Genomic DNA, 24065 nt, shown 5'->3' with positions numbered 1-24065 from the left:
GATGGTCACGTTCGACGAACTCAAGAACGCGAAGTTCGACGGCATCCGCGCACACGCCGATGCCTGCACCCGCACGATGAACCAACTCGACGAGATCGTCCGCGACTTCGAACTCGGCGTGTGCGGCGCGACGGAGCAGGCGGGCTGGCGCGGCCACACCGCGGGCACCGCCAACCTCGAACTGGAGGAGACGCTCCGCCGGATCCGCGTCGCCTCCCTCGAAGTACGCAGCATCGCCGCCGAACTCGACTTCGCCGCGGACGAACTGACGTCCTGCCAGGCGAAGCTCTTCACCGAGGTGTACGCCGCGCTCTCCGACGGCCTCACCGTCGCCGCCGGAAACGGGCAGTTCTTCGTCACCGAAGCCGCCCCGCCGACGACGCCGCGCGACGCGCAGCAGCAGGCCGCCGCGCAGACCAAGGTCGACGTGTGCGCGCAGCGCCTCCAGCAGGTGCTCGACGCGGCCTCGGCCGCGGACGCCCGGCACGCCGCGGCCCTCGCCCGGCTCAATCCCGACGAGGTCGCGGCGTGCGACGACGCGGCGCTGAGGAACGCGATGGCCGACCTCGACCGCACGTTCACCGGCATGGACCCGCAGCAGACCGCGGCGTGGTGGCTGTCGCTGAGCGCGGCGGAACGGCAGACGTACCTCGCAAACTTCCCGCAGCAGCTGGGCGGCATGGACGGGCTGCCCGCGACCGTCCGCGACCAGGCCAACCGGCTCGCGCTGAGTTCCCGGCTCGCCGAACTCGGCCCGCTGGTGACGGGCGGCACCGCCACGTCCCGCCAGAAGCGCGAGTACGAGAACCTCAGGCAGATCAACGCCGCCATGGCCACCAACCGCGACCGGCCGGCCGAAGCCCAGCTCATGCTGCTGGAGTTCGGCAGCAAGTCGGCGGACGGCGAAGTGGTCATCGCGGTCGGCAATCCGGACACCGCCAAGAACACCGTCGTGCAGGTCCCCGGCGCGAACACCACGCTCAAGGACAGTCTCCCCCAGCAGCTGAGCCGGCTCACCAAGCTCCAGCACTACTCCGACAAGCTCACCGCCCAGCCCGGCGACGCCGCCGCGATCCTGTGGCTCGACTACGACGCGCCGGAAATGTCGGCCACCGGGTTCAGCAGCGCCCTGGGCCCCGGCCGTGCGCAGGAAGGGGCGTCCGCGTTCAACCAGTTCGTGAACGGCATGCGCGCCGCCGGGCCGCCCGGCCAGCACCTGACCGCGAGCGGCCACAGCTACGGCACCGACGTGATCGCCTACGCGGCGAAACAGCAGCCGAACGGATTGGCCGTCGACGACATCGTGTTCATGGGCAGCCCCGGCGTGCACACGGACAACGTGAACGGCCTCCGGCACGAGCCCGCACACGTGTTCGCCGGGATGTCCGGCGACGACGCGGTCGCACCCTGGGGTGCGCTGGTGCACGACCGGCTGCCCAACGACCCGGACTTCGGCGCGGCCCGTCTGCCGACCAACGCCGGGGGCCACTACAGCTACTGGAACGAGTCGGGGCCGGACAAGCCCGACGTCAGCCTCACTGCCCAGGCGAACGTCACGATGGGCGTATACGGGGATCTCGACCAGTACCGGCCGCAAGCCGCCGCGCCCGTCGACCAACCCGCCGGGACGCCATGACCGAGCACACGCCCGACGTGCCGGTGCACGAGACGCGGCACTCCGCGTACCGGCTCCTGCTCGACGTCCTCGGTGCCGCGGGCGTCGACCGCGTCGAGGGCTACATCGACCTGTCGCCGGGCACCTGCACCAACGGCTTCGACCGGCACCGCATCACCGACGGCTACTACACGCTCGGTGTGCTCGCCAACATCGCCGTCCCGGACGGCACCCAGCACGACACGTTCGCCCGCCTCCGCGCTTTCGCCCGCGGCCGCGGCAACGACATCGCCGTCTACACGAACCCCCCGAACGGCACCCCGAACGGCGCGTGGCGCCTGTCGGCCTCGGTCCCGGGCGACCACGGCCAGCGCTACGGCTTCACCGTCTTCGTCGCCGAACACCCCGGCTGGACTCTCATCGCGGCGGGCCCCAACGGCTGCCGCCGCCACCCGGGGCCTGTCGACGACCTGGGCCCGTACAGCCTCCCGGCGCTGGTCCCCGTCCTCCCGGCCGACGCCCCGATCTGGACACCGGCCCCCCGGGCGGACCCGGCAGCGCACCCGACGCCAATGCCAACGCCGACGCCGACGCCGACGCCGAAACTGCAACCGAGCGGGACCCGGGCGGACGCGGGCACCCCGCTGGGGCACATCACCGACGCCCTCGGGTAGCGCGGCGCACGGTCCGAAGAACGCGGTGGGGGCGGACCGAGCGGCCTGCCCCCACCGACGCCCGCATCAGCGCAACGGCAGCCCGTCCGCAACCCCGCCGTCCTCCGCGGGTACGGCGATCAGGCCGAGTTCGGCCGGGGTCGCCAGCAGCGCGTGGGCGGGCATCACCCGGACGGTGTAACCGAACGGCCCCGTGCGGTCGAGTGCGAGGGCGCCTTCGTACAGCCAGCGGCCCTGCTCGTCGCGGCGGACCGGCTTGAGCGGGACCGACGCGCCGTCCACGATCGCGTCCGTCGAGTCGACGCGGCCGTGCACGACCTGGACCTCGATGTCCGACGGCCGCAGGTCGCCCAGGGTGACGAGAACCCGCAGGTCGAGCGTGTTGCCGACCTCGGGGGCGTCTCCTATCCCGGCCGACTCGACGTGGTCCACCCGGACTTGCGGCCACGATCCGCGGACCTCGGACTTCCAGGCGGCCAGCGTCTTCGCCCCGGCCAGGCCGTCCGTGGCCATCGAGCGCGCGGCCAGGGCGGCCGGCGCGTACAGCACGTTGACGTAGTCCTTGACCATGCGGGACGCCAGCACCTTCGGGCCGAGCGACACGAGCGTGTGCCGGACCATTTCCAGCCAGCGGCCGGGCAGGTCCTCCGGGCCCCGGTCGTAGAACCGCGCCGCGACACGGTTCTCGATCAGGTCGTAGAGCGCGTTGGCCTCCAGGTCGTCGCGCCGGTCCGGGTCCTCGACGCCGTCCGCGGTCGGGATCGCCCAGCCGTTCGAACCGTCGAACCACTCGTCCCACCACCCGTCGAGGATCGACAGGTTGAGGCACCCGTTCAGCGCGGCCTTCATGCCCGACGTGCCGCACGCCTCCAGCGGCCGCAGCGGGTTGTTGAGCCACACGTCGCAGCCCGGGTACAGGTGCTGCGCCATGGCGATGTCGTAGTCCGGCAGGAAGACGATGCGGTGCCGCACGTCCTCGCTGTCGGAGAACTTCACCAGCTCCCGGACGAGCTTCTTGCCGCCCTCGTCGGCCGGGTGCGCCTTGCCCGCGACCACGATCTGGATCGGCCGGGTCGGGTGCAGCAGCAGCGACCGCAGCCGCTCCGGGTCGCGCAGCATCAGGGTGAGGCGCTTGTAGGACGGCACCCGGCGGGCGAACCCGATGGTCAGCACGTCCGGGTCCAGGGCCTCGTCGATCCAGCCGAGTTCCGCGTCGCCCGCGCCGCGCTGCTTCCACGACGCGCGCAGCCGGGTCCGGGCCTCGGTGACCAGCTTGCCGCGCAGCGTGCGGCGCATGTCCCAGACCGCGCGGGCCGGGATCTTGCCGATGGCTTCCCAGCCGCGGGCTTCCTCGACCAGGCCGGGGCCGAGTTCGCGCGAGGCGAGGTCGAGGACGTCGCGGTCGACCCACGTCGGCGCGTGCACGCCGTTGGTGATCGAGCCGATCGGGACCTCGGCGAGGTCGAATCCCGGCCACAGTCCGGCGAACATGCCCCGGCTGACGTCGCCGTGCAGCTTGCTGACGCCGTTGGCCCGCTGGGCGAGCCGCAGGCCCATGACCGCCATGTTGAACACGCCGGTCTCGCCGCCCGGGAACGACTCCGCGCCCAGGCCGAGCACGCGCTCCACCGGGACGCCCGGCACCGCGTTGTCGCCGCCGAAGTGCTTGGCGACGAGTTCGCGGTCGAACCGGTCGATGCCGGCCGGGACGGGGGTGTGCGTGGTGAAGACCGTGCCGGCCCGCACCGCTTCGAGCGCGGCGTCGAAGTCGAGGCCCTCGCTCTCGTGGAACTCGCGAATGCGTTCGATGCCGAGGAACCCCGCGTGGCCTTCGTTGGTGTGGAAGACCTCGGGCTGCGCGTGGCCGGTGATCGCGCAGAATTCGCGGACCGCGCGGACGCCGCCGATGCCCAGCAGCATCTCCTGGTGCAGCCGGTGCTCGCTGGTGCCGCCGTACAGCCGGTCGGTCACCTCGCGTTCGAACGGCTCGTTGTCCTCGATGTCCGAGTCCAGCATCAGCAGCGGAACCCGGCCGACCTGGGCCTTCCAGATCCGGGCGTGCAGTTCGCGGTTGCCGGGCAGGCCGATGCGCACCCGGGCGGGCGTCCCGTCGGCGGAACGCAGCAGGGTGAGCGGCAGTTCGTTGGGGTCGAGCAGCGGATAACGCTCCTGCTGCCAGCCGTCGCGGGACAGCGACTGGCGGAAGTACCCGTGCCGGTAGAGCAGCCCGACGCCGATGATCGGCACGCCGAGGTCGCTGGCCGCCTTGAGATGGTCGCCGGCCAGGATGCCCAGGCCCCCGGAGTACTGCGGCAGGGCCGCGGTGATGCCGAACTCCGGGGAGAAGTACGCGATCGCGGCGGGCGCCCCGTCGGGCGCCGAGCCGGGTTCCGGCAGCGACTGGTACCAGCGCGCACCGGTCAGGTAGTCGGTCAGGTCCTCGGCCGCGACGGCGAGCCGGGCGAGGAATCTGCGGTCTTCGGCGAGCGCGGCGAGTTTGCCGGTCGGCACCGCGCCGAGGAGCCGGACGGGGTCGTGGCCGACGGCCGCCCAGGTCTCCGGGTCGATGGATTCGAACAGGTCGCGCGTCTCCGCGTGCCAGGACCAGCGGAGATTCATGGCGAGTTCGCCCAGGGGCTCCAGCGGAGCGGGCAGAACCGTGCGCACGGTGAATCGGCGGATTGCTCTCACAACCATCAGACACTAGCCGGAACCGGGCACGTCTTGCGACAGTGGATGCGTTGTGGTTGCAGCAAAAGAAAAATCTTGCAGGAAGTCTTGCAGACCACCCCTACCAATGGTGCATGGTGCGGTAATTGCGCCATTTGAGCCGTCACCCGCACAGGCTCGTGATCGTTGGAGTTGAAAGAGCGTGTCCCCGACTCGCCCGCCTCCTCTGCGCGGGTGAGTACACGTGTGCAATCCCCGTTATCGGGCAGTCGAGCAGGAGCGTGGGCATGGGCAGCAGTGCGGCCAGGAAGCGTGCCGGCGTGCCGGCCGGGGCCTCGCGGAAGGCCCCCGCCGCGCCCGTCGCGCCCGCGGAGGAACCGGGCCGCGCCGCGGAAACCAAGCCCGCCGCCCACGCCGCGGCCGCTCCGGCTTCGAAGTCCCCGGCCTCGAAGCCGCCGGCCGCGAAGTCCCCAGCCGCCCGCGCGAGATCAGGACCGGAGCCGATGATCGGTCGCATTCCCATCCTCGACGTCCAGCCCCTCGTCGACTGCGGCACGCGCCCCGCGCGCTGTGTCGTGGGTGAGACCTTCGAGGTCGCCGCGACGGTGTTCCGCGAGGGCCACGACGCGCTCGGGGTGAACCTGGTGCTGCGCGACCCCCGCGGCCGCGCCGGGCAGTTCCTGCCGATGACCGAGGCCGCGCCGGGCACCGACCGCTACCGCGTGGAGATCACCCCGCCCGCCGAAGGCATGTGGTCGTACGCCGTCGAGGCGTGGAGCGACCCGGTCGGCACGTGGCGACACGCCGCGCGGATCAAGGTCCCGGCCGGGATCGACACCGAACTCGTGCTCGAAGAAGGCGCCCTCCTGCTGGAGCGCGCCGCCGCGGGCGTGTCGAAGCGGGCGGGCCGCGCGCCGGTGCTGGACGCCGTCGACGTGCTGCGCGACGTCACCCGTCCGGCGCAGGAGCGGCTCGATGCGGCACTCGCCCCCGCGGTGACCCTGGCCCTGGCCGCGTCCCCGCTGCGCGACCTGATCACGTCGAGCCCGCGGTACCCGCTGCAAGTGGAGCGGCAGCGTGCGCTGTTCGGGTCCTGGTACGAGATGTTCCCCCGTTCGGAGGGTGCCCAGGTCGACCCCGAGGGCCTGCGGCCGCCGGTGTCCGGCAATTTCCGCACGGCGATGGAGCGGCTGCCCGCGATCGCCGCGATGGGCTTCGACGTGCTCTACCTGCCGCCGATTCACCCGATCGGCCGCGCCTACCGCAAGGGGCCGAACAACGGCCTGGAAGCGGGCCCGTACGACCCCGGGTCGCCGTGGGCGATCGGCTCGCCGGAAGGCGGCCACGACAGCATCCACCCCGACCTGGGCACCATCGAGGACTTCGACGCCTTCGTCGCGCGTGCCCGCGAGCTGCGCCTGGAGGTCGCCCTCGACTTCGCCCTCCAGGTGTCCCCGGACCACCCGTGGGTCGAGAAGCACCCCGACTGGTTCACCCGAAGGGCGGACGGTTCGATCGCCTACGCGGAGAACCCGCCCAAGAAGTACCAGGACATCTACCCGGTCAACTTCGACGAGGACTTCAACGGGATCGTCCGCGAGACGCTGCGGGTCCTGCGCTTCTGGATGGCGCACGGCGTCCGCGTGTTCCGCGTCGACAACCCGCACACCAAGCCGGTGGTGTTCTGGGAGAAGGTCATCTCCGAGATCAACGGCCGCGACCCCGACGTGGTGTTCCTGGCGGAGGCGTTCACCCGTCCGGCGATGATGCACACCCTCGGCCGGATCGGGTTCCAGCAGTCCTACACGTACTTCACCTGGCGTACCGGCAAGCACGAGCTGGAGGACTACCTCGCCGAGCTGTCCGGCCCCGCCGCCGCGTACATGCGGCCCAACTTCTTCGTCAACACCCCCGACATCCTTCACGAGTACCTGCAGTACGGCGGCCCCTCCGCGTTCAAGATCCGCGCGGTGCTCGCCGCCACCCTGTCCCCGACCTGGGGCGTCTATTCCGGCTTCGAACTGTTCGAACACAGAGCGGTCGCGCCGGGCAGCGAGGAGTACCTCGACTCCGAGAAGTACCAGTACCGGCCTCGCGATTGGGCCGCCGCCGAGCGTGAGGGCCGCTCACTGGCGCCCTACATCACGACCCTGAACCGGGTGCGCCGGCACCATCCGTCGCTGCAACACCTGCGAAACCTGAAATTCCACCACACCGACAACGATGCGGTGATGGCCTTCTCCAAGCGCACCCGCACGGGTGATGCAGAGGATCTCGTGGTGGTGGTCGTCAACCTCGACCCCCATGCCACGCACGAGGCCACCGTGTCCTTGGACATGCCCGCCCTCGGCATGGACTGGCAGGACACGTTCCCGGTGCACGACGCGTTCACCGGGGCGAGTTACCGCTGGGGCCAGCGGAATTACGTCCGTCTGGACCCCGCCGAAGAACCCGCGCATCTCTTCTCGGTCCGGAGGAACAACCCGTGATCGTCAATGAACCCATCGCCGACACGTTCGACGACACGCCGCGCAGCCAACGCGACCCCTTGTGGTTCAAGCGGGCGGTCTTCTACGAAGTCCTCGTCCGCTCCTTCCAGGACAGCAACGGCGACGGCGTCGGCGATCTGCGAGGCCTGACCGCCAAGCTGGACTACCTCCAGTGGCTCGGCGTCGACTGCCTGTGGCTGCCGCCCTTCTTCGCGTCCCCGCTGCGCGACGGCGGCTACGACGTCTCCGACTACACCGCGGTGCTTCCCGAGTTCGGCGACCTCGCGGACTTCGTGGAGTTCGTGGACGCCGCCCACAAACGCGGCATGCGGATCATCATCGACTTCGTCATGAACCACACCAGCGACCAGCACATGTGGTTCCAGGAATCGCGCAACAACCCGGACGGCCCCTACGGCGACTACTACGTCTGGGCCGACGACGACAAGCAGTACGAGGACGCCCGGATCATCTTCGTCGACACCGAGTCGTCCAACTGGACCTACGACCCGGTCCGCAAGCAGTACTTCTGGCACCGCTTCTTCAGCCACCAGCCGGACCTCAACTACGAGAACCCCCGGGTGCAGGAGGAGATGCTGGCGGGCCTGCGGTTCTGGCTCGACCTCGGCATCGACGGGTTCCGCCTCGACGCGGTCCCGTACCTGTTCGCCGAAGAGGGCACCAACTGCGAGAACCTCCCGGCGACCCACGAGTTCCTGCAGCGGGTCCGCAAGGAGATCGACGACAAGTACCCGGACACGGTGCTGCTCGCCGAAGCCAACCAGTGGCCCGAGGACGTCGTCGACTACTTCGGCGACGGCGACGAGTGCCACATGGCGTTCCACTTCCCGGTCATGCCGCGCATCTTCATGGCGGTCCGCCGCGAGTCGCGCTACCCGGTGTCGGAGATCCTGGCCGGCACCCCGTCGATCCCGCTGAACTGCCAGTGGGGCATCTTCCTGCGGAACCACGACGAGCTGACCCTCGAAATGGTCACCGACGAAGAACGCGACTACATGTACGCGGAGTACGCCAAGGACCCGCGCATGCGCGCCAACGTCGGCATCCGCCGCCGCCTCGCGCCGCTGCTCGACAACGACCGCAACCAGATCGAGCTGTTCACCGCCCTGCTGCTGTCGCTGCCCGGCTCGCCGGTCCTGTACTACGGCGACGAGATCGGCATGGGCGACAACATCTGGCTCGGCGACCGGGACGGCGTGCGCACCCCGATGCAGTGGACGCCGGACCGCAACGCGGGCTTCTCCGCCTGCGACCCGGGCCGGCTGTACCTGCCGACGATCATGGACCCGGTCTACGGCTACCAGGTCACCAACGTCGAGGCGCAGATGAGCAGCGCGTCGTCGCTGCTGCACTGGACCCGCCGGATGATCGAGGTGCGCAAGCAGAATCCGGCGTTCGGGCTGGGCGTCTACAACGAACTGGCCTCGTCCAACCCGTCCGTGCTGGCGTTCCTGCGCGAGTACGAGGACGACGTCGTGCTGTGCGTGCACAACTTCTCGCGCTTCGCCCAGCCGACCGAGCTGGACCTGCGGCAGTTCGAGACGTACCAGCCGGTCGAACTGCTCGGCGGGGTGACCTTCCCCGCGATCGGCGAGCTGCCGTACCTGCTGACGCTCGCCGGACACGGCTTCTACTGGTTCCGACTCACGCGAGGGGCGCGGACGCTGTGACTCACTCCACCCGACCCCAGGACCTGCGCGGCATTCCCGCCGAGGCGGTGTGCGCGCAGCTGCTGCCGTGGCTGCCGCGGCAGAGATGGTTCGCCGGCAAAGGCCGGACGATCCGCGGGGTCGAGGTGGTGTCCGCGGTCGAACTGGTGCGCGGCGATCCGGGGATGTTCCACCTCGTCCTCGGCGTCGCGCTGGAAGGCAGCCGCGGCTTGCCGGCCGTGGTGGACCACTACCAGCTGCTACTCGGCGTGCGCCGGTGGCGGGTGGACCGGCTCGACCACGCGACGATCGGCCGGGTCGGCGGCGACCCGGCCGCCGGCGCCGTGCTGTACGACGCCGCGCACGACAGCGAGCTGACCACGTGGCTGCTGGAACGGTTTGCCGCGGCGGACGCCGGCGATCCGTGCGAGGTCGGCCCGCTGGTGTTCCAGCGCTGCGCGGAACGCGCGCCGCGCGGCCGCCTCGCGGGCCTGGTGGTCGGCGCCGAGCAGTCGAACACGTCGATCGTGTTCGGCGACGACGTGATCCTCAAGCTGTTCCGCCGCCTCACCCCCGGGGTCAACCCGGACCTGGAACTGTGCCTGGCGCTCGCGGGCGCCGGCTCGCGGCGCATCCCGCAGCCGGTCGCCTGGTTCGAGGCCGACTTCGAAGGCGAGGCCACGACGCTCGGGCTGCTCCAGGAGTACCTGCGCACCGGCACGGACGGCTGGGAGCTGGCCAAGACCTCGGTGCGCGACCTCTACGCCGACCAGGACCTCCTCGGCATCGGCGGCGGCACCGAGCCGCTGCACGCCCACGAGGTCGGCGGCGACTTCGCGGGCGAGTCCTTCCGCCTCGGCGTGGCCACCGCGGAGGTGCACGCCGATCTGGCCCGCACGCTGCCCACCGCGATCGCGGGCGAGGACGAGCTGCAGAGCCTCGCCGAGCAGATGAGCCGGCGCTTGGACGCGGCCGCCGGGCGCGTCCCCGAGCTGGAGCCGTACACCGACCGGCTGCGCGACGCCTACCGCGACCTGGCGCAGTTGCGCCGCGAGGACCATCCGGTGCCGCTGCAGCGCGTGCACGGTGACTTCCATCTCGGCCAGGTCATGCGCACGTCGACCCGCTGGGTGCTCATCGACTTCGAAGGCGAACCCGCGCAGCCGCTGGTCGAGCGGCGCGCGCTGCACTCGCCGCTGCGCGACGTGGCGGCGATGCTGCGGTCGTTCGACTACGCCGCCCGGCACCTCCTCGCGGAGCGCCGCACCGGCCAATCCGGCGCCCCGGCACCGCATCTGGTGCGCCGCGCGGAGGAGTGGGCGCTGCGCAACCGCGACGCGTTCTGCGCCGGGTACGCGAAGGCCGGTGCCGTCGACCCGCGCGCCGAACCGGTGCTGCTGCGCGCGTTCGAGACCGACAAGGCGGTCTACGAGGTCGTCTACGAGTCCGGCAACCGCCCCACGTGGCTGCCCGTCCCGATGTCCGCGATTCGCCGCCTCGCCGAGCGGTCGCCGCAAAGCTCACCCGCCGGCTGACGCGGTGGTGCCCCGTGTTCCCCCGGCTTCGTCCCTGTCCCGCCGCACTTTGGAGGTCAACACCGTGACGCCCACTCACCTGGTCGGCCCCGTGGACTCCGCTCCGGGGTCCGCACCGGAGTCCGGCCCCGAGCCCGGCCCCGAGCACGGCCGCGCCAACGGCCGTGCGAACGGGTCCGCCGCACCCGTCGTGCCCGCCGCCGCGGCCGCGCCCGGCGATGCGGTCCGGGCGCGCCCCGGAACCCCGGTCGACGAGGGCGAGCTGCGGCGCCTGCTGGACGCCGCGCACTACGACCCGCACTCCGTGCTCGGCCCGCACCCCGGGAAGGACGGCGTCTCGCTGCGTGTGCTCCGCCCGTGGGCGGAACGCGTCGTCGCGGTGGTCGGCGCCGAACGGTACGAACTGCCGCACGAGGCGGACGGCCTGTTCAACGGCCTGCTGCCCGCCCCGGCGGGCGCGCCCGTGCCGGACTACCGGCTGGAGGTCACCTACGAGGACGGCACCGTGCTCGCGGTGGACGACCCGTACCGGTTCCTGCCCACGCTCGGCGAGCTGGACCTGCACCTCATCAGCGAGGGCCGGCACGAGGAGCTGTGGACGGTGCTCGGCGCCCACGTGCGGGCGTACGAGACGCCCGGCGGGGCGGTGACCGGCACGGCGTTCGCGGTGTGGGCGCCGAACGCGCAGGGCGTCCGCCTGGTCGGCGACTTCAACTACTGGGACGGCACCGGCTTCCCGATGCGCTCGCTCGGCCGTTCCGGCGTCTGGGAGCTGTTCGTTCCGGACATCGCGGACGGTGCGACGTACAAGTTCGAGATCCTCGGCCGGGACGGGCACCTGCGCCAGAAGGCCGACCCGCTCGCGTTCGCGACCGAGGCGCCGCCGCAGACCGCGTCCGTCGTGTCGACGTCGTGGTACGCGTGGGGCGACGACGCGTGGATGGCGTCGCGCGCCGGCCGCCTGCACCACGCGCAGCCGATGAGCGTCTACGAAGTCCACCTCGGCTCGTGGAAGCCCGGCCTGTCCTACCGCGAACTGGCCGCGGAGCTGCCCCGGTACGTCCGCGACATGGGCTTCACGCACGTGGAGTTCATGCCGGTCGCCGAGCACCCGTTCGGTGGCTCGTGGGGCTACCAGGTCACGTCGTACTACGCGCCCACGTCGCGGTTCGGCTCGCCGGACGAGTTCCGGATGCTCGTCGACGCGCTGCACCAGGCGGGCATCGGCGTGATCGTCGACTGGGTCCCCGCGCACTTCCCGAAGGACGACTGGGCGCTCGCCCGGTTCGACGGGACGCCGCTGTACGAGCACCCCGACCCGCGGCGCGGCGAGCACCCCGACTGGGGCACGCTGGTCTTCGACTACGGCCGCCACGAGGTCCGGAACTTCCTGGTGGCGAATGCGGTCTTCTGGGCCAAGGAGTTCCACGTCGACGGCATCCGCGTCGACGCGGTCGCCTCGATGCTGTACCTCGACTACTCGCGCGAGGGCGGCGACTGGGCGCCGAACGAGCACGGCGGCCGGGAGAACTGGGACGCCGTGCGGTTCCTCCAGGAGATGAACGCGACGCTGTACCGGCGGATGCCGGGCATCGTCACCATCGCCGAGGAGTCCACCGCGTGGGACGGCGTGACGCGGCCGACCGACCACGGCGGGCTGGGCTTCGGCCTGAAGTGGAACATGGGCTGGATGCACGACTCGCTCGTGTACATCCAGAAGGAGCCGATCCACCGGCAGTTCCACCACAACGAGATCACCTTCTCGCTGATGTACGCGTGGTCGGAGAACTACGTCCTGCCGATCAGCCACGACGAGGTGGTGCACGGCAAGCAGTCGCTGCTGCACAAGATGCCGGGCGACCGGTGGCAGCAGATGGCGAACGTGCGGGCGTACCTGGGCTTCATGTGGTCGCACCCGGGCAAGCAGCTGCTCTACATGGGCACCGAGTTCGCCCAGGACGCGGAGTGGTCGGAGGCGCACGGCCTGGACTGGTGGCTGCTCGACCACGCCGAGCACCAGGGCGTCCAGCGCCTGGTCCGCGACCTCAACGCGGTCTACCGGGGCAACCCGGCGCTGTGGTCTCGCGACACCACGCCGGACGGCTTCACGTGGATCGACGGCGGCAACGCGGCGGACAACCTGCTGTCCTACATCCGGCACGGCGCGGACGGCGAACTCCTGGTCGCGGTCGTCAACTTCTCCCCCGTGGTGCGGCCGGGCTTCGGCATCCGGCTGCCGCAGCCGGGCGTGTGGCGCGAGGTCCTCAACAGCGACGCCGCGGTCTACGGCGGCAGCGACGTGCGCAACCCGCAGGACATCGTCGCCGACGAGTCCGGCCTGGCGACGATCACCGTGCCGCCGCTGGCCACGGTCTGGCTCAAGCCGCACTGACCGGGCGCCGGCTCCGCGCCGGTGCTCCCCCGGCCCGCACCGGCATCCACCGGCACAGACGGCACAGACAGCACAAAGAGGACCGGCCGGCGTCTCATCCACCAGAGACGCCGGCCGGTCCGTTTTGCGGGGGGTGGTTCAGGGGTGGTTCAGGGTTTCTCGATCCGCATCGTCATGTCCGGGATCACCAGCGTGGCGCCGGTCTGGCCGGCCTGGGTGACGGTGACGTCGGTGAAGAACGCCACCGGGACGTTCAGCGGCGGCGGGGTGGTCGGGGTGAACTCGACCGGGATGAGGCCGAAGAGGTTGCCCTTCAGGCTCTCGGTGTAGAACGTGACCGTGCCGTCCTTCATGTAGGACTTGACGTTGTTCGTGGAGAACACGTGGAGGTGCCGCCCGTTCTCCTCCGGCGACGTCATGTCCAGGTTCCAGATGTCCACGCCGGCACTGACCTCGAACTTCAGCACCGGCTTGGTCTTGCCGCTGCCGGTGGTGACGTTGACGACGCCCTTGTAGTCCATGCCGGCCATCGCGAGCAGGCTGGTCTTGAGGATCCACGGCTGGTCCGGCAGGACGGGCTCCCCGGGGGCGGCCGCCTTGGCGTTCAGCGGAACCTCGGTCGGACACGGGTACGCGGGCTTGTCCCCCGTCGCCGACGCGGACGCCGACGGCGAGGCGGAACCGGACGGCTCGGCCGTCGGCGTGGCGGTCGGCTTGGCCGTCGCCTTGGTGGTCGCCTTGGTGGTCGACGGCGCCGCCCCGGTCGGTGCCGCCGACGGTGTGGTCGGGCCCGGGGCGGGTGTGCTCGGCGCGGACGTCGCCACCGGGGCCGCCGGAGCCACCGCGGGCGGCGCTGTGGTGGGCGCCTTCGGCAGCAGCGGCGACAGAATCGGCGACAGCAAGTCCTTGAGCGGGTCGAGCAGACCGGGCTTGGCCGTGGTCGGCGTGCCCGATGGCTGCGGGGTGGCGCCGGGTGCGGGTGCCTGCGGCGCGACGCCTTGCCGTGCCGCGGCCGACGTTCCGGTGCTCGCCTTGGCCGGTGCGGAACTCGCCGCCCCGGCCGTCGCCTTGCTCGCCGAGGCCGACGCCGAAGGAGATGCCGATGCCGATTCCGCTGCCGAGGGCGACGCGGAGGCCGAAGCCGAAGCGGACGCCGAAGGCGACGCGCTCGCGCACGGCCCGTCCGCGAACGGGTTGGGCGGGAGCGGGTCGCTCGGCCCGGCCATCGGCAGCAGTGCGGCCACCAGGGCCACCGCCGGGAAGCCGGCGATCGCGGTGAACTTGGCCGCGCCGTGCAGCGGTCGGGACGAGCCGTTCAGCGGGTCGGGGGTGCTGCCGGGGCGGCTAGGCGCCGACCCGGCCCAGGGTTCCCCCAGGCCGCCGCCGTTCCCGCCGGCCCGCGGGGCCGGCTGGGGAGCGGGTTCCGGCGCGGGCTGCGGCGGAATCGGCGGTGGCGATACCGCGGGTTGGACCGCGGTGGTCTCGCCGGTCGACGGAGGGACGGGCGGTGCGGGCGGCGGCACGAAGATGTCGAGCCCGTCGTGCGGCCCGTCCAGCAGGTCGGATTCCCCGCCGCCGTCGCCGGACGCCGGGTCGGCCGGGTCCGCGTCCTCCTCCGCGTCCTCGTCCGGCGCCCAGGCCAGGGCCAGGGTGCCGCCGATCGATACGGAGAGCAGCCCCATGAAGAAGCCGCCGAGGTTCGACGTGATGAACGAGATGAACCCGCAGACCAGCGCCACGACGCCGGCGTACATCCGGAATTGCGGCTGGAACCAGATCATCACGGCCAGCAGGATCAGCATCGTGCCGATGATCGCCGAGGCCGCGCCCGCCATCGTGGTCATCGTGACGCTGACGTCGCCCAGCCGCAGCGTGGCGTACGGGAAGTACAGGATCGGCACGGACCCGAGCAGGATGAAGAACCCCGCCCAGAACGGCCGAGCGTGCCGCCACTCGTGGACCCGGCGGCGCTCCCGCTTGAACGGGCCGCGGAACTTCGGCCCGTCGTCGGCCCGGTCGGCCTTGGCGTGCGAGGTCTGCGGCATCCCCTCCGGCGGAGGAGAGGCCTGCGGCTGGGTGCTACTCACGAAAAGCTCCAGTGGGAGGCGCCTGGATCGACATGTCACCCCGAGTGCGGGCGGGTGCGGGGGCGGGCCGGGCGCACGGAGTGCCGTGGCGCCGCCCCCGCGTGCGTCCGATCAGAAACATTCCTTGTTGTCGAAATTGACCGACAGATCAAGGCTCGGCAGGTAGAACGTCTCCGCGCTGACGCCGTAGACGGTCTGGCGCGGGTTGTTCACGATGACGGTGTCGACCTGCTGGGCGAACATGCCGGGCGCCGGAGCCTTGCCGCCGATCGGGCCCTTGGTCGTCGCCTGTCCGTCGATGCCGATGTCGACGCCCTTGAACGTGGCCTCGCCCTGGAGCTGCGCCAGGTTGGCGACCATGTTGTCGGCCTTCGCGGTGCCGCCCGACTTGATGACCATGACCACCGAGTCGTGGCCCAGGATCGAGAACGGCAGCGGGATCTTCACCGACTGGCACAGGTTGTCGAACTCGGCGTGCGCGAAGCCCGAGTAGATGTTCGGCTTCGCGTCGTCGTTCTTGCCGCTCCCGGTCTTGGCGATGCCGCCGTACTGGGTGACGTCGGTGGCGACCATCTTGTCGCCGGACACCTTGAACGCGGTGCCGGAGATCGCGAACGACACCGGGATCGCGCCGTTCGCCGCCGCGACCATGAGGCCCGAGATCACCGCGGTCGTCGGGATGAGCGCCAGACCGAACCGCTTCCAGCGCGTGCGGCCGGCCGCGGCCTTGGACTTGGCCATGGTCCTCCTTAGGGGACAGGTTCCGTCCGTACGCGGCCGGGGCGGCGCTGCGCACGGGGACGCAAAGGACGACAAAGCAAGCCCCGTTGTCGCGCGTGCGCGTCGAGCAAGGGGGCCGGGGGCCGTACCTGTCCGTGGTCGTCTGAGCGGAGGACCGGCACGGGCCTGGATGGGGATGAGGTCCGTCCGGCCGGACCCGGCCGGCTGCCGGGGCGGGAACGGATGGACCGAGCGGGCCGATCGTTGCCCACTGTGGGCCGCGGCACAAGAGTCTTGTTACCGGCAAGTAATGGACGAGAACACGTTCCTGCTACCGGGTGCGCAGCTTCGTGTTACCCGGAGTAATAGCGGCCGGATTCGGCTGGGGTATTTTGACCTTCTTGTCGGAAATTACGACAACCCGCAGCGCACCCACAGCCACCGAAAGCACACACGGTCAAAGATTTGCAAAGACTCCAGGTGGGCCGCCGGAGCCGGGCGGCAAACACAAGATCCCCGCGGCTTTCCGGAGATCCGGAAGGCCGCGGGGATCCGCGAACGCCAATGGCGATAAATCGCCGGTCAGAACAGCACGCTGGTCAGCGCCGCCCGCGCCTTGATCACGCGCGGGTCGTCCGAACCGACCAGGTCGAAGAGCCCGAGCAGGTGGACACGTGCCTTGTTGCGGTCGTCGCCCGCCGTGCGGCGCACGGTCTCGACCATCCGGCCGAAGGCGTCCTCGACGTGCCCGCCGGCGATGTCGAGGTCCGCGACGACCGCCTGCGCGTCCACGTCCGTCGGGGCGTCGGCGGCCTTCCGCCGTGCCGCGGCGGCGTCGACGTCCTGCGTGCGCAGGAGCAGCTCGACCTGCCCGAGCGCCAGCTTCGCCTCGGTGTGCGCGGGGTACTCCGCCAGCACATTCCGGTACGCCTGCGCGGCACCCGCGAAGTCGCCCGCGTCCAGCGCCTCTTCCGCCGGGGCCAGCAGCGGGTCGCCCGGCGGCTCGGCGTCCTCGTCCTGCTCCTCGCCGGCGGGAGCGCCGCCCGGGGCGCCGGCCAGGCCGGTCAGCCCGAACCGCTGCTCGCCCACCGCGATGAGCTGGTCGAGGATGCCGCGGAGCTGCTCTTCGGTGGGGGCGGCGCGGTCGAACATCGGGGCCAACTGACCGCCGACCACCGCGACCGCGGCGGGCAGGCCCTGCACGCCGGCCTGCATGACGAGTTCCTGGGCGAGCTGCGGCGTGGCGTCGATGTCCAGGCGGGCGAGCACGAAGCGGCCCGCGTACTCCGCGGCGAGGAGGTCGAACACCGCGCCCAGCTCGATGCTGTGCGGCGAGCGCTGCGAGGAGAACTCCAGCACCACCGGAGCCTGCTGGGACAACGCGAGGACCGAGTCGAAGTTCTCCTCGGTGAGGTCGAAGACGAACCCTCCGGAGCCCGCGCCCTGGTCAGCGCCACCCTGCGGGGCGCTGGCCGCCCGTGCGGCTCGCTGCGCGGCGGCGTCGGACGCCGCCTTGACCGCGCCGAGGTCGACGACCCCGCGCATCGACATGTTTCGTGGCTGCATAGGCCCTATCTTCCCCCGTGGCGGGCCCGCGCGGCGCACGGGTCGGCCCCGTTCACCCCGCAAGGTGGTCGCGGCCGCGTCCGGGACGCCCCCGCGAGGCGTGCGGGGCGGCGTTCCGGGCCGTGCGGCCGCGGGCAGGCAGCGATCGGCGTGCTCGAATCCCCATCCAGGCACCGTGATTCGCTACGACCCGTAGCGTAACGGGGAAGCGGGCGTCCGCCGCAAGTACCGGCCGCCGAAATCAAGGGGATTCGGCCTGTGAATTGGCTCACCCAGCCGTCCGGTTCATATGCCCGCAAGTCGTGTGACGGCGATCATCGACGCTGACGTTACGAGCCGGTAACCTGACGGGCCGTACCGGGACGTATCCCGGCCTCCCGCGGATCGGCATGAGCGACACATGAGCGAGAACGGCACCGGCGCGGCGTCCCGCAAGGGCCGGCCGCGCAGTCCGGCGGCGGACGACGCAATCCTCGACGCGACGCGCGCGCTGCTCGCGGACCGCGGGTGGGCGGCGCTCACCATCGGGGACGTCGCGGTCCGCGCGGGCGTCGCCAAGACCACGCTGTACCGGCGCTGGGCGTCCAAGCAGGAACTCGTGCTGGCCGCGGTGGCGGACATGCTCGACACGCTCCGCCTGCCCGATTGCGGCGATCTGGCGGCCGATCTGGAGTCGGTGGTGCGCCAGTTCGCGGCGCTGCTGGCCCGCCCGGAGATGCAGACCGCGCTCATGGGCCTGGTCGCCGACTCGACCCGGGACCCGGAACTCCGGCTGCGGGTCCGGGAGGTCATCGTCGACCCGCAGAAGCGCCTGGTGGTCGAGGGCCGCGCGCAGGCCCGCGCCCGCGGCGAGACGACCGCGGCGAACGCGATCGACGTGGACCTGGTCTTCGACATCATCGCGGGCACGGTCGTGCAGCACATGCTGGTGAGCGCCGAACCGGCTGCGGACGTGTGGGTGAAGAAGTTCGTGGCGTTCGTCGGCGCGGGACTGATGGGGACGGCGGAGGGCCTGCCCGAGGACTGACCCGGAGACCGCCGGGGAACGCGAAGGGACCGGCCGCGCGATGCGCGGCCGATCCCTTCGTTTGCCGGCGGGTACCCGGGCTGCCTACCGGCCCGGACGGCGTCAGGCCGACGCGGCCGCGGGGGCCTCGGCGCGCTCGGCGGCGTCGAGTTCGTCCTTGGCCTTGGCCTTGAAGTAGAAGCTGCCGAACGGCGGGATCGCCCAGGCGATCGCGATCGCCGTCTTCTTGCCGTCCCAGCCGAGCTTCGTGCGCAGGTCGAGGGCCAGCAGGATGTACGCGACGAACAGCACACCGTGGATGAGGCCCAGCGGCATCATCAGGTAGTCGATGTCGGAGATGCGGCTGAGCAGCGATCCGAAGATCAGCAGCGCCGGGAAGGACAGGCCTTCGAGGGTCGCGACCAGCCGGAACCGGGACACGGGGTTGGACAGCATGAGTTCACCTTCGGATACGGCGGTTCGGAGTGGCCGAACCGGCACTCCGCGGGAAGGGCCGGACCCGCGCTTCGACGGGGCCCGGCGGGGCGTCAGGCCTGGACCGGCTCCGCGGCCCGTCCGTTCTCCCGGACGGACTCGACGACCTTCCGCTCGGCAACGAACGACGCGCCGGGGAGGGTTCCGGCGAGCATGATCGCCAGCATGCGCCCGACCGGCCACTTCATCTTCATGCTCAGGTCGAACGCGGTGACCAGGTAGATCATGTAGAAGAGGCCGTGCAGCTGGCTGACGTACAGGGTGAGGGTGGCGCCCATGTCGAAGCCGTACTTGAAGACCATGCACAGGCAGAGCAGGAGCAGCCATACACCGGTGACGTAGGCCATCACGCGGTAGCGGGTCAGGACAGCAGGCTTCACGGGTACACCTTCATCGACGTTTCGCCACGTTTGCGCTCCGATTCACGAGCGCGCAAGCAGACTACGTCGCGCTCCCCGCAGGCTCCGAATCGGCCCCCTGTTCCGGCACCGCGGCGGCCTCCCCGCCCGGCTTTCCGACCGGCTCTCCGGCCGCGCCCCCGACCGGTTCCTCGGCGTGCTCCTCGGTCGGCTCTTCGGCCGGCTGCTCGTCCGGGGTGAAGTCGCCCGCGTCGACGCGCAGCGGCAGCAGGACGCGGAAGATCTCGGCGCACTGCTCGGCGTCGTACACGCCGAGCCCGAAGTCGTTGGCCACCAGCTCGGCGGTGGCGCGTTCGACGACGTCGCGGCCCTTGTCCGTGATGGTGGCCAGGGTGCCGCGGCCGTCCCGGGGGTTGGGGCGGCGGGCGACGAACTCGGACTTCTCCAGGCGGTCGATGGTGTTCGTCACGCTCGTCGGATGCACCATGAGGCGCTCGCCGATCTTGGAGAGCGGCAGCGCGCCGCTGCGGCTGAACGTGAGCAGCACGAGAGCCTCGTAGCGGGCGAAGGTGAGCCCGTACGGCTTGAGCACCGCGTCCGCTTCCGCGAGCAGGATCTGCTGGGCCCGCATGATCGACGTGATGGCGGCCATCGGGGGGCACGGGCCCCAGTGCCGCTCCCAGGATTGGGCGGCGCGGGCGATCGGGTCGAAGGGGAGGTTCAGCGGCTTGGACACGGGCGCAGCGTAGCCCCGATCCCTACCGACGGGTACGAAGCGCCCACAATACGGCCACCATCATCCGGCCTTCACCCTTTGATGACTCGCCCTTGACGCGTCCGTTAACCGATGGACTGCGCAGCATGTCCCCGCGCCCCTACCGTGCGCGAGGTGGACTGGAATCGCCGAGCCTGCGCACGCCGCGGACATGAGACTTACGCCCCTGACGAGCCCGTACTGCGGGGCCGCCTGCACACCGAGACACCGATGGGTGAGGCCTGGCGCTGCCTACGCTGCGGCGACTTCGTCCTCGGCGGTCCGAAGGGCACCGGCCCGGCCGAGGAAGCCCCGGAGGTGCTGCGCGGCCGCGCGCTGCGCGACGTGCTGATCCTGCGCTTCCTCGCCATCGAGCGTGCCCTGCGCGGACTGCTGGTGCTGGCCGCGGCCTACGGCGTGTGGCGCTTCAGCAACTCGCGCGACTCGGTGCGCCGGGTCTTCGAGGAAGACGTCACGCTGCTGAAGCCGCTCGCCGAGCACTACGGCTGGGACATCGACCATTCGGCGATGGTCGAGTCGATCCGCAAGACCTTCGAGTACAAGCACTCGACGCTGGTGTACGTCGCCATCGGCCTCGCCGTGTACGCGGTCATCGAGATCGTCGAGGCCGTCGGCCTCTGGATGATGAAGCGCTGGGCCGAGTACCTCACCGTGGTCGCGACGGCGATGTTCCTGCCGCTGGAGGTCTACGAGCTGACCGAGAAGATCAGCTACGTCAAGATCGCCACGCTCGCCCTCAACATCCTCGCCGTCCTCTACATCGTGGTCGCGAAACGGCTCTTCGGGGTGCGCGGCGGCCACGCCGCGTTCGAGGCGGCGCGCCGCGAGGAGTCGCTGCTGGAGGTCCAGGACGCCGCGCACGGCGGTCCGGTACGCCAGCCGTGGCAGGAGCGCCTGGTCGGCCAGGGCGGTCCGCCGGCGATGGAGGCGGCCAAACCGGTCGGGTGATGGATGGCGCGCCGATTTTACGGTGTTATTGCTTCGGGGGATCGGATGACCGGTCCCCCGAACGCGATCGTGCGGCGCCAAACATTATTGAATGTTCAACTGAACGAGGTACCCTGGTCTCATGAACGAACCGGAGACTCGCTGGCTGAGCGACGAAGAACAGCAGATGTGGCGGGCCTCCCTGGGCGTGCTCAATCTGCTTCCTCTGTACCTGGAACGCGACCTCCAGCAGCACGGCCTGACCATGCACGACTACGAGATCCTCGTCCGGCTGTCCGAGGCTCCCGAGCGCCGCATCCGGCTGACCGAGCTGGCGGGCCTGAGCCACCAGTCGAAGAGCCGCCTGTCGCACCAGATGACCCGCATGGAGAACGCGGGGCTGGTGGTGCGCGAGAGCTGCGACTCGGACCGGCGCGGCCAGTGGGCGGTGCTCACCGACGCGGGCTGGGACCGGCTGGTCAAGGCCGCGCCCGACCACGTGGAGAGTGTCCGGCGGCACTACCTGGACCTGCTGACCGACGAGCAGAAGCGGGCCATCCTGGAGGCCTTCGCGGACGTCGTCGAGCACCTGCGCGGCGTCGACAACGGGGCGACCTGCCCGTCGCTGGCGGGCGAGCGCGCCGGAGCGCGGCCGAAGCCGCGGCCCGGGACGGCCGAGGCCGTCGCTCCGCGCTGAGCCGCTCCGCGCCCGGTTGTTCCGCGCCCGCTTACCCCGCGCTCGGCTGCCCCGCGCCGAGTCCGGCCACCAGCTCGTCGGCCGCCGCATAGGGGTCGAGCGTGCCGTCCACCACGCGGTCGGCCAGCGCGTCGCCGGCCGCCGACAGGCCGCCCATGCGGGCGCGCACCGCGGCCAGGGCGATGGCCTCGATTTCCGCGCGCACCCGCCGTTGGCGGCGCGTGCGCAGCGTGCCGTTGCCGGACATCCACGCGTGGTGCTTCTCCAAGGCCTCGACGACCTCGTCGAGGCCTTCGCCGCGTGAGGCGACGGTCTTGAGGATCGGCGGCCGCCATGCGCCCGCCTCGCGGGCGGGGCCGAGGGACAGCATGTGGTTGAGTTCGCGCGCCGTGGTCTGCGCGCCGTCCCGGTCGGCCTTGTTGACCACGTAGACATCGCCGATCTCAAGGATCCCGGCCTTCGCGGCCTGGATGCCGTCCCCCATGCCCGGCGCCATCAGCACGACGGTGGTGTCCGCGGCCGACGCGACCTCGATCTCCGACTGCCCGACGCCGACCGTCTCGACGAGGATCACGTCGCACCCGGCCGCGTCCAGCACCCGCAGCGCCTGCGGGGTCGCCCACGCCAGGCCGCCCAGGTGCCCGCGAGACGCCATCGACCGGATGAACACCTCCGGGTCGGTCGCGTGGTCCTGCATGCGGATCCGGTCGCCGAGCAGCGCCCCGCCGGAGAACGGCGACGACGGGTCGACCGCCAGCACGCCGACCCGCTTGCCGCGCGCCCGGAAGGCGCCGACCAGCGCCGAGGTCGACGTGGACTTGCCGACGCCGGGAGGGCCGGTGAGGCCGACGACGTACGCGTGCCCGGTGTGCGGCGCGAGCGCGGCCATGACCTCGCGGAGCACCGGCGAGGCGTCCTCCACCAGCGAGATCAGCCGGGCCACGGCGCGCGGCTGCCCGTCCCGGGCCTGCGCGACGAGCGTCGGTACATCGGTGCGCCGCGGCACGGCAGCTCCTTCACGGGTCACGAATCACGGCCTTCAGCACACACTGCCCGGGTACCCGGCCGCCCGAACGAGCGCCCGCCCGAACAAATGCGACGCGCGGGCGGCCAGGCCGCCCGCGCGTCGTGGTGGTCCGGTCCGCGTCAGCTCTGCGGCACCGTGAGGATCAGGGCGTCGCCCTGACCGCCGCCGCCGCACAGCGCGGCCGCGCCGGTGCCGCCGCCGCGGCGCTTCAGCTCGAGCGCCAGGTGCAGCACCACGCGGGCGCCGGACATGCCGATCGGGTGGCCGAGCGCGATCGCGCCGCCGTTGACGTTGACCTTCGCCTCGTCGACGCCGAGGTCGCGCATCGACTGGACGCCGACCGACGCGAACGCCTCGTTGATCTCGATGAGGTCCAGGTCGTCAACCGTGAGGTCCTGCTTGCCGAGCGCGTGCTTGATCGCGTTCGACGGCTGCGACTGGAGCGAGTTGTCCGGGCCCGCGACGTTGCCGTGCGCGCCGATCTCGGCCAGCCACTCGAGGCCCAGCTCTTCGGCCTTGGCCTTGGACATGACGACGACCGCGCAGGCGCCGTCGGAGATCTGCGACGCCGAGCCGGCGGTGATCGTGCCGTCCTTGGTGAACGCCGGGCGGAGCTTGGCCAGCGACTCCGCGGTGGTGTCGGCACGCACACCCTCGTCGACCGAGAACTGCACCGGCTCGCCCTTCCGCTGCGGGATGGCGACCGGGACGATCTCGTCGTCGTACACGCCGTTCTTCTGCGCGGCGGCGGCACGCTGGTGCGATCGGGCGGAGAACTCGTCCTGCTCTTCGCGCGTGATGCCGAGCTTGGCGTTGTGGTACTCGGTCGACTCGCCCATCGGGATCTTGTCGAACACGTCGGTGAGGCCGTCGTACGCCATCGCGTCGAGCATCTCGATCGCGCCGTACTTGAAGCCCTCGCGCGACTTCGGCAGCAGGTGCGGCGCGTTCGTCATGGACTCCATGCCGCCCGCGACGACGATGTCGAACTCGCCCGCGCGGATGAGCTGGTCGGCCAGCGCGATGGAGTCGAGGCCGGAGAGGCACACCTTGTTGATGGTCAGCGACGGCACGTTCATCGGGATGCCGCCCTTGACCGCGGCCTGGCGGGCGGGCATCTGCCCGGCACCGGCCTGCAGCACCTGGCCGAGGATCACGTACTGCACCTGCTCGCCCGTGACGCCGGCGCGCTCCAGCGCGGCCTTGATCACGATGCCGCCGAGGTCGGTCGCGGAGAAGCCCTTGAGCGAGCCGAGGAGACGGCCCATGGGGGTACGAGCCCCCGCGACGATGACAGAACCGGCCATGACAGTGGCCTCCTAAGAAGGTCAGCCCTGATGGGAAGTTGAGGGTGTGGGCGG

The 24065-nt window shown here is 71.2% G+C and carries 16 protein-coding genes and 2 pseudogenes; 9 read left to right on the top strand and 9 right to left on the bottom strand.

Features of this window, described 5'->3' with window-relative positions; genetic code table 11:
• Position 1: 1 nt before the first annotated feature.
• Positions 2-1636, top strand: a complete 1635-nt coding sequence (locus ABEA93_RS00450; protein ID WP_345673172.1) for an alpha/beta hydrolase — start codon at positions 2-4, stop codon at positions 1634-1636.
• Positions 1633-2289 (top strand): hypothetical protein, encoded by a 657-nt coding sequence (locus ABEA93_RS00445; protein ID WP_345673171.1) that lies wholly within the window; start codon positions 1633-1635, stop codon positions 2287-2289. The genes ABEA93_RS00450 and ABEA93_RS00445 overlap by 4 nt, the downstream gene beginning before the upstream one ends.
• A gap of 66 nt (positions 2290-2355) precedes the next feature.
• Here ABEA93_RS00445 and glgP read toward each other — a convergent pair whose 3' ends face one another.
• Positions 2356-4980: an alpha-glucan family phosphorylase gene (gene glgP, locus ABEA93_RS00440; protein WP_345673170.1), complete on the bottom strand. Its 2625-nt coding sequence runs from the start codon at positions 4978-4980 to the stop codon at positions 2356-2358.
• A gap of 482 nt (positions 4981-5462) precedes the next feature.
• Between glgP and ABEA93_RS00435 the strand changes: the two genes are divergently transcribed.
• From ABEA93_RS00435 to glgB, 4 genes are all read left to right on the top strand, one after another.
• Positions 5463-7448, top strand: a complete 1986-nt coding sequence (locus ABEA93_RS00435; RefSeq protein WP_345673169.1) for an alpha-1,4-glucan--maltose-1-phosphate maltosyltransferase — start codon at positions 5463-5465, stop codon at positions 7446-7448.
• Positions 7445-9139 (top strand): maltose alpha-D-glucosyltransferase, encoded by a 1695-nt coding sequence (gene treS, locus ABEA93_RS00430; protein WP_345673168.1) that lies wholly within the window; start codon positions 7445-7447, stop codon positions 9137-9139. Before ABEA93_RS00435 ends, treS begins: the two co-directional genes overlap by 4 nt.
• The gene (locus tag ABEA93_RS00425) at positions 9136-10653 is read left to right on the top strand and encodes a maltokinase N-terminal cap-like domain-containing protein (RefSeq protein WP_345673167.1); all 1518 of its coding nucleotides are present in this window, start codon (positions 9136-9138) and stop codon (positions 10651-10653) included. The genes treS and ABEA93_RS00425 overlap by 4 nt, the downstream gene beginning before the upstream one ends.
• Before the next feature lie 64 nt (positions 10654-10717).
• Positions 10718-13045, top strand: coding sequence for a 1,4-alpha-glucan branching protein GlgB (gene glgB / locus ABEA93_RS00420; protein WP_425584756.1), 2328 nt, complete (start codon positions 10718-10720; stop codon positions 13043-13045).
• 149 nt (positions 13046-13194) lie between these two features.
• On the opposite strand, the gene ABEA93_RS00415 is transcribed toward glgB, so the two are convergent.
• From ABEA93_RS00415 to ABEA93_RS00405, 3 genes are all read right to left on the bottom strand, one after another.
• A complete protein-coding gene (locus ABEA93_RS00415; RefSeq protein ID WP_345673165.1) occupies positions 13195-15132 on the bottom strand; it encodes a DUF6114 domain-containing protein in 1938 nt (645 codons plus the stop codon).
• A 111-nt stretch (positions 15133-15243) separates the two neighbouring features.
• A complete protein-coding gene (locus tag ABEA93_RS00410; RefSeq protein WP_345673164.1) occupies positions 15244-15873 on the bottom strand; it encodes a DUF6230 family protein in 630 nt (209 codons plus the stop codon).
• 561 nt (positions 15874-16434) lie between these two features.
• Positions 16435-17418 carry a tetratricopeptide repeat protein gene (locus ABEA93_RS00405; protein ID WP_345673163.1) on the bottom strand — a complete coding sequence of 328 codons (984 nt, stop codon included), beginning with the start codon at positions 17416-17418 and terminating at the stop codon, positions 16435-16437.
• 400 nt (positions 17419-17818) lie between these two features.
• Between ABEA93_RS00405 and ABEA93_RS00400 the strand changes: the two genes are divergently transcribed.
• Positions 17819-18445, top strand: coding sequence for a TetR/AcrR family transcriptional regulator (locus ABEA93_RS00400; RefSeq protein WP_345673162.1), 627 nt, complete (start codon positions 17819-17821; stop codon positions 18443-18445).
• Between the two features lie 102 nt (positions 18446-18547).
• Here ABEA93_RS00400 and ABEA93_RS00395 read toward each other — a convergent pair whose 3' ends face one another.
• The 3 genes and pseudogenes from ABEA93_RS00395 to ABEA93_RS00385 form a co-directional block, all read right to left on the bottom strand.
• Positions 18548-18880 carry a DUF3817 domain-containing protein gene (locus ABEA93_RS00395; protein ID WP_345673161.1) on the bottom strand — a complete coding sequence of 111 codons (333 nt, stop codon included), beginning with the start codon at positions 18878-18880 and terminating at the stop codon, positions 18548-18550.
• A gap of 92 nt (positions 18881-18972) precedes the next feature.
• Positions 18973-19299 (bottom strand): DUF3817 domain-containing protein, encoded by a 327-nt coding sequence (locus ABEA93_RS00390; RefSeq protein ID WP_345673160.1) that lies wholly within the window; start codon positions 19297-19299, stop codon positions 18973-18975.
• A 217-nt stretch (positions 19300-19516) separates the two neighbouring features.
• Positions 19517-20014 (bottom strand): annotated as a pseudogene (locus tag ABEA93_RS00385) (MarR family transcriptional regulator); the annotation flags it as partial.
• A gap of 111 nt (positions 20015-20125) precedes the next feature.
• Here ABEA93_RS00385 and ABEA93_RS00380 point away from each other — a divergent pair.
• Together ABEA93_RS00380 and ABEA93_RS00375 are read left to right on the top strand one after the other, a co-directional pair.
• Complete coding sequence (locus tag ABEA93_RS00380) at positions 20126-21001, top strand: DUF2127 domain-containing protein (RefSeq protein WP_345673159.1); 876 nt, start codon at positions 20126-20128, stop codon at positions 20999-21001.
• Between the two features lie 121 nt (positions 21002-21122).
• A pseudogene (locus tag ABEA93_RS00375) lies at positions 21123-21575 on the top strand (MarR family winged helix-turn-helix transcriptional regulator); the annotation flags it as partial.
• A gap of 133 nt (positions 21576-21708) precedes the next feature.
• On the opposite strand, the gene meaB reads toward ABEA93_RS00375, so the two are convergent.
• Positions 21709-22683, bottom strand: coding sequence for a methylmalonyl Co-A mutase-associated GTPase MeaB (gene meaB, locus ABEA93_RS00370; RefSeq protein ID WP_345673157.1), 975 nt, complete (start codon positions 22681-22683; stop codon positions 21709-21711).
• Positions 22684-22823: 140 nt separating this feature from the next.
• Positions 22824-24011 (bottom strand): acetyl-CoA C-acetyltransferase, encoded by a 1188-nt coding sequence (locus ABEA93_RS00365; RefSeq protein WP_345673156.1) that lies wholly within the window; start codon positions 24009-24011, stop codon positions 22824-22826.
• Positions 24012-24065: the final 54 nt, after the last annotated feature.

The sequence above is a fragment of the Yinghuangia aomiensis genome (assembly GCF_039542225.1).
Lineage (GTDB): Bacteria > Actinomycetota > Actinomycetes > Streptomycetales > Streptomycetaceae > Yinghuangia > Yinghuangia aomiensis.
Note: the sequence above shows the minus strand (reverse complement) of the source record. Positions and strands in the feature narration are given on the sequence as shown.

Coding starts and splice junctions, on each gene's coding strand:
- ABEA93_RS00405 (WP_345673163.1), bottom strand. CDS start 17,418: ATGCAGCCACGAAACATGTCGATGCGCGGGGTCGTCGACCTCGGCGCG.
- ABEA93_RS00450 (WP_345673172.1), top strand. CDS start 2: ATGGTCACGTTCGACGAACTCAAGAACGCGAAGTTCGACGGCATCCGC.
- ABEA93_RS00365 (WP_345673156.1), bottom strand. CDS start 24,011: ATGGCCGGTTCTGTCATCGTCGCGGGGGCTCGTACCCCCATGGGCCGT.
- ABEA93_RS00445 (WP_345673171.1), top strand. CDS start 1,633: ATGACCGAGCACACGCCCGACGTGCCGGTGCACGAGACGCGGCACTCC.
- ABEA93_RS00395 (WP_345673161.1), bottom strand. CDS start 18,880: ATGCTGTCCAACCCCGTGTCCCGGTTCCGGCTGGTCGCGACCCTCGAA.
- ABEA93_RS00380 (WP_345673159.1), top strand. CDS start 20,126: ATGGACTGCGCAGCATGTCCCCGCGCCCCTACCGTGCGCGAGGTGGAC.
- ABEA93_RS00435 (WP_345673169.1), top strand. CDS start 5,463: ATGATCGGTCGCATTCCCATCCTCGACGTCCAGCCCCTCGTCGACTGC.
- ABEA93_RS00400 (WP_345673162.1), top strand. CDS start 17,819: ATGAGCGAGAACGGCACCGGCGCGGCGTCCCGCAAGGGCCGGCCGCGC.
- ABEA93_RS00410 (WP_345673164.1), bottom strand. CDS start 15,873: ATGGCCAAGTCCAAGGCCGCGGCCGGCCGCACGCGCTGGAAGCGGTTC.